The organism is Mesorhizobium sp. M6A.T.Cr.TU.017.01.1.1 (assembly GCF_004023115.1).
Lineage (GTDB): Bacteria > Pseudomonadota > Alphaproteobacteria > Rhizobiales > Rhizobiaceae > Mesorhizobium > Mesorhizobium mediterraneum.
In genome coordinates this window covers 1-13984 of the sequence record NZ_RZTA01000144.1, presented here as the reverse complement: position 1 = coordinate 13984, position 13984 = coordinate 1, and the positions used below count along the sequence as shown (strand labels likewise).

The window sequence follows — 13984 nt, the reverse complement described above, 5'->3', positions numbered from 1 at the left end:
CCGCCTTTACGACCGCCACTCGCAGCGTCTGTTTCTGTCCGAGCGCCTGTCGCCGTTCGACCAGTTGCGCGAGGTGGCGATGGAGGCCTGCCTGATCCGCATGACGGTCGCAGTGGCAGGCGAGATCCAGGCGCTGAAGCTGACCACGGATGAGGCCCGCCGGCTCGCCCGCTTCGAGCTTGGACGCTACGCCGCCCACGCGCTGATGATGCCCTACCAGTCCTTCCATGCGGCCGCGACCCGCGCGCGGTACGACATCGACGTGCTGCGCTCGCGCTTCGGCGTCTCCTTCGAGCAGGCGGCGAACCGCCTGACAATGCTGCAGCGGCCGGGCACGCCGGGCGTGCCGTTCTTCATGCTCGAGGTCGACAATGCCGGCAACCGCTTCCGTAAGGCGGGCAGCCAGGGTTTTCCGCAAAGCCGCTTCGGCGGCGGCTGTCCCAAACTTCCCGTGCATGCCGCCTTCACCCAGCCCGGCCAGATCTTCGTCGAGGCGGTGGAGATGCCCGACGGCGCCGAGTTCCTCTGTGTGGCCCGCACACTCGAAGGGCCGCAAGGCTCGTTTGCGGAGCGCCCACGCCGTACCGCACTTCTGCTCGGCTGCGACATCGGCTTTCGTGACGAGATCGTCTATGGCGCAGCACTGCCGGGGCCAGCCGCCGCAACGACAGGAAAAGCCGGACAGGGCATCAATCCGGCCACACCGATAGGCCCGGCCTGCCGGCTGTGTGAGCGCATCGGCTGCCTCGCCCGCGCCGAGCCGCCGGTGACGCGCCCGCTCGGCCTCGACGAAATGGTGACCGGGCTGAGCGCCTTCGATTTCCAGTGAGGCCCCAGACCGCCGACTGCCGCCTTTGCCACAACCGTCGCCGTCCGGTGGACCACGCTCCGCCGCTGCCTTTGCGCTACGCGAATGAAGCACGTTCTTGTCGTCCGTTGCGCATCGTGCCGCCCTCAAATCGTCGACAGTCGCGCCCATGACCGATACCGCATCGATTGCCGTCTCGCCGCGTGAGGAGCGCGTCGGCTTCCTGTTGATATTTCTGTCGGCGCTGATGTGGAGTTTCGGCGGCGCCATCGCCCGCTTCATCGAAGCGGGCGACAGCTGGACGGTGGTGTTCTGGCGCTCGGTCTGGGCCGCCGCCTTCCTGATCTGCTTCATGATCTGGCGCGACGGTTGGCACGGCACGGTGAAGCTGTTCCGCGGCATGGGCCTGCCCGGCCTTGCCGTGGCGTTCTGCTTCGCCACTGCATCGACTTGCTTTGTCGTGGCGCTTGCCTACACCACCGTCGCCAACATCCTTTTGATGCAGGCCGGCGTGCCGCTGCTGGCAGCGCTGTTTGCGTGGGTGCTGTTTCGCGAACGGGTCGGCATGGCGACCTGGGTAGCGATTGCAGCCGTCATTGCCGGCGTTGCCATCATGGTATCGGAATCGCTCGATGGCGCCGTGTCGCCCATCGGCGACGGCTTGGCGCTGCTCATCGCGGTGATGTTTTCGATCGCCACCGTCATCACGCGGCGCTTTGCCCATGTGCGCATGACGCCAGCGACCTGCCTCGGCACGATGCTTGCCGCCGCATTCGCGGCGTCCCAGGCATCGCAATTCGGCGTTTCCAGTAGCGACATGGGCTTCCTGTTTGCGTTCGGCGTGGTCAATCTGGGTCTCGGCCTTGCCTTCTTCGCCACCGGCGCCCGGCTTGTTCCGGCGGCGGTCGCGGCACTCCTCGGCACCTTCGAGCCGATCCTCGGCCCGATCTGGGTCTGGCTCATCCATTCCGAGGTGCCGTCGGGACGCACCATCGTAGGCGGCGCGGTGGTGGTCACGGCGCTGCTCGTCCATATCGGCCTCGAATTCAAGCGTCAGGCGCGGCCCGTGCGGCCGGGTGTCACCGGCATGCCGTCGCCTAATTGATGCAGCGCACGCGCCAAAGCGAGATGAGCCATTGACAACGCCGCAGCCGCGCGGGCAGGCTGCCAATACGGCAACAACAAGACAGGCGTATCTTGCCAAGTCTCCCCTCCGGCCCGATCGAGACCGGACAACATCGTCGTATCCCTGCCCGCGTCGTGGCGAGAGCCTCTGACGGCGCCAGAACGCCATCCGGATCACGACATGGGAACGGGAGCCTTGGCCGCTGCACATCGAACCATCAAGGTGTCGGCGGTTCGCGCTTGTCGCTTGCCGGAAAGCCCAATAATCTAAATCAAACGCCCAGCCGCGCAGCCCTGCGACGAGCTGGCGATGGAACACTCATCAAAGGAGAGACTCAATGACCCGCAAAGCGTTCTGGCTTTCGGCGACCTCGGCATTTCTGACGCTTTTCACCCTCGGCGCTCACGCCCAGGACCGCGTCGTCAATGTCTATAACTGGTCGGATTACATCGACAGCTCGATTATCGAGGATTTCACCAAGGAAACGGGCATCAAGGTCACCTACGACACCTTCGATTCCAATGAGCTCCTGGAGACGAAACTGCTTGCCGGCGGCAGCGGCTACGACGTTGTCGTGCCGACCGCCAATTTCCTCGCACGCCAGATCCAGGCAAGTGTGTTCCAGAAGCTCGACAAGTCGAAGCTGCCCAACATTTCCAACATGTGGGACATCGTCTCGGAGCGCACAGCCAAGTACGATCCGGGCAACGAATATTCGATCAACTACATGTGGGGCACGGTCGGCCTTGGCTATAACGTCAAGAAAGTGCAGGAAGCGCTCGGGACCGACAAGATCGACAGCTGGGACGTGTTCTTCAATCCGGAAAAACTGGCCAAGCTGAAGGATTGCGGCGTCTATGTCCTCGACTCCCCGAGCGACATCCTCCCGAACGCCTTCAAATATCTGGGCATCGATCCCGAGACCACGTCGCTGGACGATTTCGCCAAGGCGGAAGAACTGATGCTTAAGATCAGGCCTTACATCCGCAAGTTCCACTCGTCGGAATATATCAACGCACTGGCCAATGGCGACATCTGTCTGGCCGTCGGCTGGTCGGGCGACGTGTTCCAGGCGCGCGACCGTGCGACCGAGGCCAACCATGGCGTCGAGATCAGCTATTCCGTGCCGAAGGAGGGTGCCGAAATGTGGTTCGATCAGATGGCAATCCCGGCCGATGCGCCGCATGTCGCCGAGGCGCATGAATTCCTGAACTACATGATGAAGCCGGAAGTGATCGCCAAGTCGAGCAACTATGTCTTCTACGCCAACGGCAACAAGGCATCGCAGCAGTTCATCAGCAAGGAGATACTCGAGGACCCGGCGATCTACCCGGACGAGGCGACGCTGGCGAAGCTGTTCACCATCTCCCCTTACGATTCCAAGACCCAGCGCGTGGTCACCCGCACCTGGACCAGGATCGTCACCGGGCAATAAGAGACGATCAAGGACCCCGGCACAGCGTGCCGGGGTCAAATCTTTTTTGGGGATAGAACCAGGACGGAGTGGGACATGAAATCGCTTGGCAGCATCCGCAGGGATTTCGCGCCATGGAACGATCCGAACGCCAAGCCATACATCCAGTTCGACAAGGTCACCAAGAAGTTCGGTGACTTCACCGCCGTCAATAATTTGTCGCTGACCATATTCGAGCGCGAGTTCTTTGCCCTGCTCGGGGCGTCGGGTTGCGGAAAATCGACGCTTCTGCGGATGCTCGCCGGCTTCGAGGAGCCGACCGCCGGCCGCATTCTGCTCGATGGCCAGGATCTGCGCGGCATCCCGCCATACCGGCGGCCGGTCAATATGATGTTCCAGTCCTACGCGTTGTTCCCGCATATGACGGTCGAGAACAACATCGCTTTCGGCCTCAAGCAGGACGGCATGCCGAAGCCCGAGATCGCGGCGCGCGTTGGAGAGATGCTGAAGCTGGTCAAGCTCGAGCAGTTTGCCAAGCGCAAGCCGCACCAATTGTCCGGCGGCCAGCGCCAGCGCGTCGCGCTTGCCCGCTCGGTCGCCAAAAGGCCGAAGGTGCTTCTGCTCGATGAGCCGCTTGGCGCGCTGGACAAGAAGCTGCGCGAGGAAACGCAGTTCGAGCTGATGGATCTGCAGCAGTCACTCGGCCTCACCTTCGTCGTCGTCACCCACGACCAGGAAGAGGCGATGACCATGGCCGACCGCATCGCCATCATCGACAAGGGCGAGGTGATGCAGGTGGCGACTCCGGCAGAAGTCTACGAGGCGCCCGGTTCCCGCTTCGTCGCCGGCTTTGTCGGCAACGTCAACATGTTCGAAGGCAAGATCGCGCGTGGCGAGGCTGGCGCGGCAAGCATCGACGCGGGCAACGGCATCACCATCCGGACCGAGAATGCCGGCGATGCCGCCACCGGCGCGGCCGTCGCCTTCGCGATCAGGCCTGAGAAGATCAAGATATCATCGAAGAAGCCGGCCGGAGCCGTCAACGCCATCGAAGGCGAGGTCTACGATATCGCCTATCTCGGCGACATGACCGTCTATCACGTCAGGCTCGACGACGGCCACGTGGTGCGGGCAAGCACGATGAACGCGGCCCGCATCACCGAGGATCCGCTGAGCTGGAACGACCGTGCCTGGGTGTCGTTCCGGCCGGACGCCGGCGTTGTGCTGACGCGATAGGGGACGGTCATGTCGAACGCCGCTGTCACCGCTGCAGCAACCTCTCAGGCCACCGATGCTGGCAAATCCGCCTTGCCCAGATTGAGTGCCGCCTTCATTGGCCGTCTCGTCATCATCATCCCGTATCTCTGGCTGGTGTTCTTCTTCCTCATTCCCTTCATCATCGTCTACAAGATTTCGCTGTCGCAGACGGCAATCGCCATGCCGCCCTACACGCCGGTGCTCGGCTTCAAGGACGGTATCTCCGGCTTCTTCGCCGGTTTCCGCGATCTCAACTTCGACAATTATGTCTTGCTGACGGAGGACGCCCTTTACTTCAAGGCCTATGTGACAAGCGTCATCATCGCCGCCATCTCGACGCTCCTGACCTTGCTGGTCGGCTACCCCATCGCCTACGGCATGGCGCGTGCACCGGCGACGATCCGCCCGACCTTGCTGATGCTGGTGATTCTGCCGTTCTGGACCTCGTTCCTGATCCGCGTTTACGCCTGGATCGGTATCCTCAAACCCGAAGGGCTGCTCAACCAGTTCTTGCTCGCCACCGGCATCATTGACGAGCGCTTGATCATCCTCAACACTTACACGGCGATCTTCATCGGCATCGTCTATTCCTATCTGCCGTTCATGGTGCTGCCGCTCTATTCGTCTTTGGAAAAGATGGATTACTCGCTGATCGAAGCGGCCAAGGATCTTGGCTGCCCGCCGACCAGCGCCTTCTGGAAGATCACCTTTCCGCTGTCGGTGCCCGGCGTCATCGCCGGCTGCCTGCTGGTGTTCATTCCGGCGGTCGGCGAGTTCGTCATTCCCGATCTGCTCGGCGGATCGCAGACGCTGATGATCGGCAAGACGCTGTGGAACGAGTTCTTCCAGAATCGCGACTGGCCGGTGTCGTCGGCGGTCGCGGTCATCCTGCTGTTGCTGCTGATCGTGCCGATCATGCTCTTCCAGCGGGCGCAGGCCCGCGCCCAGGAACAAGACAAATGAACCCGACCTGGAGCCGTTTCAACATCACTTCGATCGTGCTGGGCTTTGCCTTTCTTTACCTGCCGATCGTCCTGCTCGTCGTCTTCTCCTTCAACGAGTCGAAACTGGTCACCGTCTGGGGCGGGTTCTCGACCAAATGGTACGTCGCGCTGTTCCACAACCAGGGTCTCATGGACGCTACCTGGGTAACGGCCCGCGTCGCCGTCATCTCGGCCACCGTGGCGACAGTGCTCGGCACACTGGCGGCTCTCACCTTGACGCGCTACACGCGCTTCAAGGGCCGGATGCTGTTTTCCGGCATGGTCTTTGCGCCGCTGGTCATGCCGGAAGTCATCACTGGCCTGTCGCTGCTGCTGCTCTTCGTCGCCGTCGGTCTCGACCGCGGCTTCCTCACCATCACGCTTGCCCACATCACCCTGACCATGTGCTTCGTCGCCGTCGTCGTGCAGTCGCGCCTGGTCACCTTCGACCGCTCGCTGGAAGAAGCCGCGATGGATCTGGGCGCGCCGCCGGTGAAGACCTTCTTTCAGATCACGCTGCCCGTCATCATGCCGGCGATCGTGTCTGGCTGGATGCTGGCGTTCACATTGTCGCTCGATGATCTGGTCATCGCCAGCTTCACCTCAGGGCCTGGCGCCACCACGCTGCCGATGAAGATCTACAGCCAGGTTCGTCTCGGTGTGACGCCGGAGATCAACGCCGCCTGCACCATCCTGATCGCGGTCGTGGCGGTTGGGGTCATCATCGCCTCGCTCGCCAACAAGCGTCGCGAGGTGCAGCGCCAGCGCGACGAGCAGGCCGCTCAGCGGGGGTGACGAAAGAAGCGGCAACCCAGAAAAAGCCGGCAGGACGCACTTCCGACGACGCCCGCAGCAGCCTCGTCGCCTATTCTCCGGAAACCCCGCGGCTTATCGGCGAAATGAATGGCGTGCTCCACGTTCCGCCGACGAAGAACGAAGATTGGTTGGGACCCTGGTTGTTTGTCTGCGTGGCTGGCTGGTCCGCCTGAATGATGCCGCCGGACAGCGCCAGCCCGCGCCCGGCGTAGGAGGCGATGCCGGAAAGCCAGACCTTGTACTTCGCCGAATTCGCTTCGGCCTTGTCGATCCTCGCCACACCGTTCGAAATGCTCGCCTTGAGTTCGGCCCCGTCGATCGGCAGGGTTCCGTCGGAGACATCGTCGAGCGCGAAGAACCCGCCCTGTTCGTTGTGCTTGAGAAACGCCGGCAGGTCGAGCCGGCTCAAGGCGCCCTGGCCGAATTTCGCCGAAACCGAGCCGTCGGCGTTTTCGAAAATGGAATCCCAGGTTCTGCCCGGGCCCTTGAGGATGACCGAAACGGTTCCCCTGCCGATCGGCACCAGCCGCGTCATTCCGGCTGCGGTGCCAAAAGCGCCGCCATCGACATCGGAGGCGAGCAGCCTGATCTCGACCTGCGTGCCGCCCGGCTTGCGGTCGAAACGAAGACTGCTCTGGATGTTGCCGCCAAAGGCCGATGCATCGGAAATATCGAAGACGGCAAGACCGTCCTTGACCTGGGCGGTGGCGGCGACGTCGGCAAGCTGGATGGTGCCTGCGGTGGCCTGCGCTGCCGACAATCTGAGATCGAGATCGATCCGGTCGGCGACGCTTATGTCGATTTCGCCGGGACCAGCGCCGTCCGCAGGCGCCAAGGGTGTGAAGGCGGAGAGAAACGATCGCAAGTCGAGCGTGTCGAAGGCGAGCGTGCCGGCGATCACCGGCCGCGCCTCGCCAAAGGAGAAGTCCAGCGCACCCATCCCTGGATTGTCGTCCAGAGCGATCTCGGTGTTTTCGAGTTTAATGCGGCCGGAGGTCGCGGTGACCTTGCTGGAAACGGAAACCGAGCCGATTGCCGCGCCCGGCGCGATGCCGGCCCGCGACCATTCGAGCACGCGCCTGAGCGAGGGCGCGGCAAATTTCGCCTGACCGTCGAAATAGGCGTTCTCGGACATGCTGGCCACGCCGTCGAACGAAAAACTGGCAGGGGCCGCCTTGAAGGAAAGCGTCATCGGCGCAGCACCGCCCCCAAACAGCACCAGCGGGTTCGACGAAGCGGCGTCCACGGCGACGCTTTCGCCGCGCCAGATCCCGGTCGCCGACAGCGTCGCATTGCTGTTCATTGCGGCCCAGTTCGCCTGTCCGCTCAGGCTGCTCAGTATCTCAGTGTCCTTGCCATCGACGGAGGTCACCACGCGGCCGTTCCTGAACTCCACGGTGCCGAACGGATCTGCCGGCAGCTTGCTCAAGTCCGGCTTGGCTGGATTGGCGCTGACCACGGCGCGAGCGGTGTCGATGGAACGCGTGATGCGCCCGCCCGACGGCAAGGCGGGCAGGAAAAGCCCATTTGCTGCGCGTTGAACCCTGATCGTCGGCCGGATCAGCCGCGCCGTCGAGAACACCACGTCGCCACGCAATGCCGCCATGGCCGAGAGATTGACCTCGACCCGTTCGGCTTCGATCACAGGCGGCGCGTCGGTCTCTGTCCACTGCGAGAGCGTCACGTCGGCCAGGATGGCTCGAAAATTCGGCCAGACCTCGATCCGCGGCGCGCCGTCAATGGTGACCCTGAAACCGCTCCACGCACTCATTTCCCAGGCGATGCGATCGCGCACGATGCGGGTCGAGGCAACGAGCGGCAGCGCGGCGACGGCCAGCGCGGTGACGAGCACGGCAACGCCGATGGCCCATATTCCGCGCCGGATCAAAGATGATGACATGTCGCCCCGTATGCTTCCGTTCCGACAAAATCGCCCGACGGGTGTAACCCACGGCTGACGCATTTCAAGTCTTTATGGCCCAGCGATGGCATTTGCGCACATCCACATCGCTCGGCCGAACAAAATCTTGCTCTGCTGCGCTGCGATATGCATAAGCGACGGTGACCGCGGGAGGATTGATCATGGCTGGCGAAGCACCGCTCTGGGCACCGACGAAAGACCAGGTCGACGCGGCGCCGATGACCGCCTTTATGACGGCCGCCGCGGCTGGAACCGGCAAGGGTTTTTCATCCTATGCCGATCTACACCGCTGGTCGATCGACGATCGCGAGGCATTCTGGAGCCTGGTCTGGGATTTTTGCGGGATCGTGGGCGACAAGGGCGCCAGCGGGGGCGAGCGCGTGCTCGTCGATGGCGATAAGATGCCCGGCGCCGCGTTTTTTCCCGACGCGAAGCTGAACTTCGCCGAGAACCTCCTGAAGAAGACCGGGCCCAGTGACGCTATCGTCTTTCGCGGCGAGGACAAGGTCGAGCGCCGGCTCTCCTGGAATGAGCTGCATGCGCTGACCTCGCGGCTGCAGCAGCTTTTCCTGTCGCTTGGGGTGAAAAAGGGCGACCGCATCGCCGCCATGATGCCCAACATGCCGGAGACCGTCGCCGCCCTGCTGGCGACAGCCTCGATTGGCGCGGTCTGGTCGTCCTGCTCTCCAGATTTCGGCGAACAGGGCGTGCTGGACCGGTTCGGCCAGATCGAGCCTGTCGTCCTCATCGCGCCCGACGGCTATTGGTACAATGGCAAGGCGATCGAGGTCGCCGACAAGATCGCGGCCGTTGCGGCAAAGCTTCCCACCGTCCGCAAGGTCCTGATCGTCGACTATCTCGGCACTTCGAGCGATGTCGCGGCGACCGTCGAGAAGGCTGCGGCGCTGGACGAGGCACTCTCATCCTTCGCGGCCAAGGCGGTCGCTTTCGAACGGTTGCCGTTCGCGCATCCGCTCTACATCCTGTTTTCTTCCGGAACGACCGGCATCCCCAAATGCATCGTCCATTCGGCCGGCGGAACGCTGATCCAGCATGTCAAGGAAGAGCGGCTTCATGCCGGCCTGCTCGACGGCGACCGTTTCTTCTATTTCACCACCTGCGGCTGGATGATGTGGAACTGGCTGGTGTCCGGCCTCGCGTCGGGCGCAACCCTTCTGCTTTATGATGGCTCGCCCTTCTACCCCAACGGCAATGTGCTGTTCGATTTTGCCGACGCCGAGAAGATGACCTATTTCGGCACCTCGGCCAAATTCATCGATTCCGTGCGCAAGGCCGGCCTCAAACCGATCCGCACGCATGATCTTTCCACCGTGCGCACGATCTCCTCCACCGGCTCGCCATTGTCGCCGGAAGATTTTCGCTTCGTCTATGAGGGCATTAAGCACGACGTGCATCTCGCCTCGATCTCCGGCGGCACCGACATCGTATCCTGTTTCGTGCTCGGCGTGCCGACGGAACCGGTGTGGACCGGAGAGATCCAGGGACCCGGTCTCGGTCTCGCCGTCGATGTCTGGGATGACGATGGCCGCCCGCTCAGGCAGGAGAAGGGTGAGCTCGTCTGCACCAAGGCGTTTCCTGCTATGCCAATCGGTTTCTGGAACGATCCCGAAGGCAAGAAATACCACGCAGCCTATTTCGAGCGCTTCGACAATATCTGGTGCCACGGCGACTTCGCCGAATGGACCGCCCATGGCGGCCTGATCATCCATGGTCGCTCCGACGCGACGCTCAATCCGGGCGGTGTGCGGATCGGCACGGCGGAGATCTACAATCAGGTCGAGCAGATGCCGGAAATCCTGGAAGCGCTGTGCATCGGCCAGGATTTCGACAATGACGTGCGCGTTGTGCTGTTCGTGCGGCTGGCTGCCGGCGTTGAGCTCGACGCCGAGCTGGAAAAACGTATCCGGGCGAAAATCCGCAGCGGGGCGAGCCCGCGCCACGTTCCCGCCAGGATCGTCGCCGTCGCCGACATCCCACGCACCAAATCGGGCAAGATCACCGAACTCGCAGTGCGCGACATGGTGCATGGCCGCGCCGTCAAGAACAAGGAGGCGCTGGCCAATCCCGAAGCGCTCGAGCTGTTCCGCGATTTGCCGCAGCTTGCCGACTAAGCAAACAGAGCGGCGCCGCCATTCGGCTTGATAGGTGCTGGTCGAGCATGGTTAACGAAATATCTCGCTCGAATTTACCTAGATTTCATGAGTGGTACACATTGGTAAATTTTCGGCGACGCCGGTAAGGTTTTGTTAAGGGCCGGCACCGATAGTCGTGCGTAACTTGAGGGAGAAATCCCGTTCCTCGAAATCCCCAGAGGATCTGAATTCGCTCAAGCCCCCGTTGTAACAGCAATCCCATCATTCAAGGCGTCCTGTTGGACGCCTTTTCTTTTAGATCAATCCGCGAGCACGCGGGTCGACGGAAAAGCGACTTCGACCAGAGTGCCCTCGCCGGGCGTCGAGTTGATGGTGAATCGAGCGCGGTTCGCCTCGACCATGGCCTTGGTCAGCGGCAGCCCGAGACCGGTGCCGTCGCCGCGCCCGCGCTTCAGCGCGTTGATCTGTTTGAACGGCTTCAGCGCTTGCTCGATCTCGGACTGGCTCATGCCGATGCCGGTGTCGCGCACCCGCATCACGACGTCGCCGGAGATCTCATAGGCGGTCGACACGATTACCTGGCCGCCGGCCTGCGTGTAGCGGATGGCATTCGACAGGATGTTCAGCGCGATCTGGCGCACGCTGCGCAGGTCGGCCACCACTTCCGGCAGCCGTGAGGCGAAACTGGAGCGGATGATGACACGTTCGCGGTTGGCTTGCGGCTGCATCATCGCCACCGTCTCGGCCAGCGTGTCGTTGAGCGACACCGCCTCATAGGCCATCTCCTGCTGGCCGGCCTCGATCTTCGAGATGTCGAGCAGGTCGTTGACCAGGTCGAGCACGTGGTTGCCCGACCGGTTGATGTCGCGCAGATAGTCGCGGTAGCGGTCATTGGCGACCGGCCCGAATTTCTCGTCGACCATCAGCTCGGAAAACCCGATGATGGCGTTGAGCGGCGTGCGGATCTCGTGGCTGATGCGGGCGAGGAAGTCGGTCTTCTGCGAGGAGGCGCGCTCGGCCACGGCGCGCGCCTGGGTCAGATCCTCTTCGGCTCGCTTCCACTGGGTGATGTCGCGCACCACCGCGCAGAACCCGCTGTCGTTGGGCAGCCTGCCGATGGTCATGAACAGCGGAATGAAGCGCCCCTGTGCCTCGCGTCCGATCACCTCGCGGCCGTCATTCATCACGCTCGCCACGCCGGGCTCGGACAGTCCGTCGAGATAGTCGCGTGCCGCGCGCTGGCTTTCGATCGCAAACAGCGAAAAGAAGGGTTTGCCGGTCACCTCATCGCTGTCAAAACCGAACAGCGCTTCGGCCGGGCGGCTGATCGAGCGGATCGTTCCGTCACGGCCGATCAGCACGACGCCGTCGGTCGCGGTGTCGATGATGGTGCGCATCTCGGCGATGCGCGCCTTGAGCTCGGAAACATCAGGCTGCGTCTGGTCGTCGGCGCCACCCTGCGGAATAGCCGCTGCCTCGTCGTCGCCGGAACGGCGCACGACCAGCATCAGCGCCTTGCCGCCACGCCACGGTACCGAGCGCAGAATAGCCTCGATCGGGAACTCCTGACCGTCATGCGTCTTCAACCGCAGCGCGTGATCGGTGCCATCGGAGGCGCTGTCGTCATAAGGATCGGCAAACAGCGCGCCGAGGCCACCTGCATCCTCCAGATCGTCGAGCGTGTCATAGCCGGTCAGGCTGAGGAATTCCTCATTCGCATAGTGAAGATCGTCACCGGAATGGATGAGCAGGGGCACCGGCAGCTTGCCGAGAATCGAAATGTCCGCAGCGTTGTTGTCGTCTGCGGTCGAAAAAGCCGATGGCACGAACCCTTCGAGCTTGAGCGACGGCACCTGCAGGCGCGGCCGCTCGACGGGCGCCGGCTCCATGTCACCGGCATGGCCGATGTCATCGGCTGACGAATCGGTTTCATCGTCATCGGACCGCGCCCAGTCCTCGCTGTCTTCTGCGTCACGGAAATCGGCAGCCGTCATGCTGTCGTCGTCTTCGGCGGCGATCGATCGACTGTCCGAGTCAGCGATTTCCTGCGTCGCCCTGTCCGGCTCTGCAACCGGCGCACCGCCGCTGTTGTCGGCGACATTATCCCGGTCGGCATAGTCGAGCAGCGAGCCTGAGATGTCGCGCACGGTTGATTCCGGCTGCTCGCCTTCGAGCCTTGCGACATCCTTCTCGTCTTCGCCATCGGTTTCGGTCGGCTCCGCCGCAGCCGGTTCTGCCGGCTTTGCAGCGTCGGGCTGTTCGGTCGGGGGATTGTCCTTCTTGAGCCGCTCGCCGATTTCACGGAATGCACTGCGTTCCAGCGTCGACAGGCCTTTGTCATTGGCCGGCTGCCTGTGCTCGGCCAACCGGATCACCTTGTCGGCAAAGCGCCGCTCCGGCTTCGGCACGATGGTCAGCGCCGGCACCTCACCCTTGAATGGGTCGGTGTCCTCAGGCGTTTCGGCGACTTCCGGCTCGACGGCTGCGGGGGTTTCGGCATTAGGGACAAGCGCCGTGCCGATCGCTTCCGGATCGACCACCGCATCGCTGGAGCGGGCCACGCCGAAACCACGAAAACCTTCGAAGGCACGGCTTCGGCTGTAGACAGGCAGCGCCGCCAGGTCGACGGGTATCTTGAAGTCGGTGCCGGCAACCGGCCACAGCACCGAGCGGCCGGACCAGGTGTCGCGTCGATCGAGCAGGCCCGCGATCTCGCCGGACGCATCGAGGTCGAAGGTGGCCGCGACGTCCCTGAAGCGCCGGCCGATCACATCGGCGGCAGGCTTGCCGACGAGTTCCGCGAATTCCGGCGACAGGGCACTGAACCTGCCCTCGGCGTCGGTGCGCCAGACGAAACGCAGGGGCGCCGCCGCGCGGTCGATCGGGGGGATGGCACGGCCGGCCGGGGAGGCGGCCCTGGTGGCATCCTGCGCGGTATTCTCCGCCGAAGCGTCCGACGCGGCCGGTGCCTCGACAGGCCCGGATGCGTTCGGTCGGCCCGGCTCTTGTGTCTCACCCTCGCTGGCGCTGAAATACCAATGGTCAAGCTGCGTGGGGGCTCCGCCGGCCGCAGGGCGGGCGCTATCAGCTGCTTCCGGGCTCTGCTCGGTCGCATCGGGCCCAGTCGCATCGAGTTGGGGCGAACTGGGAATGTCATGCTCCACCGACACCGCAGTGTCTTCGCCGGCTGCCGGAGCAGTCTCCGCTGCCGCATCCGCCTTCGCGACTGTTGCCGGCGCGTTGTCCTGTTCTGCTTTTGGCTGGACTACGGCATCGGCCGCAGCGCCATAGGTGTGCTCGCCAGCGGAGGCTTCTTCGGAGTCAAGCTGGTTCTCGTCGATCACCACCAGCAGGTGCCGCTCATCCGTCAGCCGGGCGAGACCGGCCGGATAGGAAGTGGTGCCGCCTGGAACGAGGCGTTTGACGATGCGATCGCTCTCGTTCGCCACATCGGCCACGAGCGCTGCCAGCGTCTCGGGCAAGATGCCGAGCGCCGAAAAACCATCGGAAGCGGCCTCGATATTGCCCTTGGCGTCGACGAAGGC

The 13984-nt window shown here is 63.3% G+C and carries 9 protein-coding genes; 7 read left to right on the top strand and 2 right to left on the bottom strand.

Annotated elements, in window-relative coordinates; all coding sequences use genetic code 11:
* From EOB36_RS29970 to EOB36_RS29945, 6 genes are all read left to right on the top strand, one after another.
* On the top strand, nt 1–829 hold an 829-nt coding region (locus EOB36_RS29970; RefSeq protein ID WP_128286300.1), incomplete at its 5' end, for a short-chain fatty acyl-CoA regulator family protein.
* A gap of 148 nt (nt 830–977) precedes the next feature.
* Nucleotides 978–1913 carry a DMT family transporter gene (locus tag EOB36_RS29965; protein WP_128286299.1) on the top strand — a complete coding sequence of 312 codons (936 nt, stop codon included), beginning with the start codon at nt 978–980 and terminating at the stop codon, nt 1911–1913.
* A gap of 358 nt (nt 1914–2271) precedes the next feature.
* Nucleotides 2272–3369 carry a polyamine ABC transporter substrate-binding protein gene (locus tag EOB36_RS29960; RefSeq protein ID WP_095483546.1) on the top strand — a complete coding sequence of 366 codons (1098 nt, stop codon included), beginning with the start codon at nt 2272–2274 and terminating at the stop codon, nt 3367–3369.
* 75 nt (nt 3370–3444) lie between these two features.
* Nucleotides 3445–4584 (top strand): ABC transporter ATP-binding protein, encoded by a 1140-nt coding sequence (locus EOB36_RS29955; protein ID WP_095483547.1) that lies wholly within the window; start codon nt 3445–3447, stop codon nt 4582–4584.
* Nucleotides 4585–4593: 9 nt separating this feature from the next.
* Entirely contained in the window at nt 4594–5568 is a 975-nt protein-coding gene (locus EOB36_RS29950) for an ABC transporter permease subunit (RefSeq protein WP_128286298.1), read from the top strand.
* Complete coding sequence (locus EOB36_RS29945; RefSeq protein ID WP_128286297.1) at nt 5565–6383, top strand: ABC transporter permease subunit; 819 nt, start codon at nt 5565–5567, stop codon at nt 6381–6383. Before EOB36_RS29950 ends, EOB36_RS29945 begins: the two co-directional genes overlap by 4 nt.
* Nucleotides 6384–6453: 70 nt before the next feature.
* Here the strand turns inward: EOB36_RS29945 and EOB36_RS29940 are convergent, their stop codons facing one another.
* A complete protein-coding gene (locus tag EOB36_RS29940; protein ID WP_128286296.1) occupies nt 6454–8304 on the bottom strand; it encodes an AsmA family protein in 1851 nt (616 codons plus the stop codon).
* A gap of 182 nt (nt 8305–8486) precedes the next feature.
* Here EOB36_RS29940 and EOB36_RS29935 point away from each other — a divergent pair, with 182 nt between their 5' ends.
* Nucleotides 8487–10457: an acetoacetate--CoA ligase gene (locus EOB36_RS29935; RefSeq protein WP_128286295.1), complete on the top strand. Its 1971-nt coding sequence runs from the start codon at nt 8487–8489 to the stop codon at nt 10455–10457.
* A 281-nt stretch (nt 10458–10738) separates the two neighbouring features.
* Here the strand turns inward: EOB36_RS29935 and EOB36_RS29930 are convergent.
* On the bottom strand, nt 10739–13984 hold a 3246-nt coding region (locus EOB36_RS29930; protein ID WP_128286294.1), incomplete at its 5' end, for a PAS domain S-box protein.

Coding starts and splice junctions, on each gene's coding strand:
- EOB36_RS29950 (WP_128286298.1), top strand. CDS start 4,594: ATGTCGAACGCCGCTGTCACCGCTGCAGCAACCTCTCAGGCCACCGAT.
- EOB36_RS29940 (WP_128286296.1), bottom strand. CDS start 8,304: ATGTCATCATCTTTGATCCGGCGCGGAATATGGGCCATCGGCGTTGCC.
- EOB36_RS29960 (WP_095483546.1), top strand. CDS start 2,272: ATGACCCGCAAAGCGTTCTGGCTTTCGGCGACCTCGGCATTTCTGACG.
- EOB36_RS29965 (WP_128286299.1), top strand. CDS start 978: ATGACCGATACCGCATCGATTGCCGTCTCGCCGCGTGAGGAGCGCGTC.
- EOB36_RS29945 (WP_128286297.1), top strand. CDS start 5,565: ATGAACCCGACCTGGAGCCGTTTCAACATCACTTCGATCGTGCTGGGC.
- EOB36_RS29955 (WP_095483547.1), top strand. CDS start 3,445: ATGAAATCGCTTGGCAGCATCCGCAGGGATTTCGCGCCATGGAACGAT.
- EOB36_RS29935 (WP_128286295.1), top strand. CDS start 8,487: ATGGCTGGCGAAGCACCGCTCTGGGCACCGACGAAAGACCAGGTCGAC.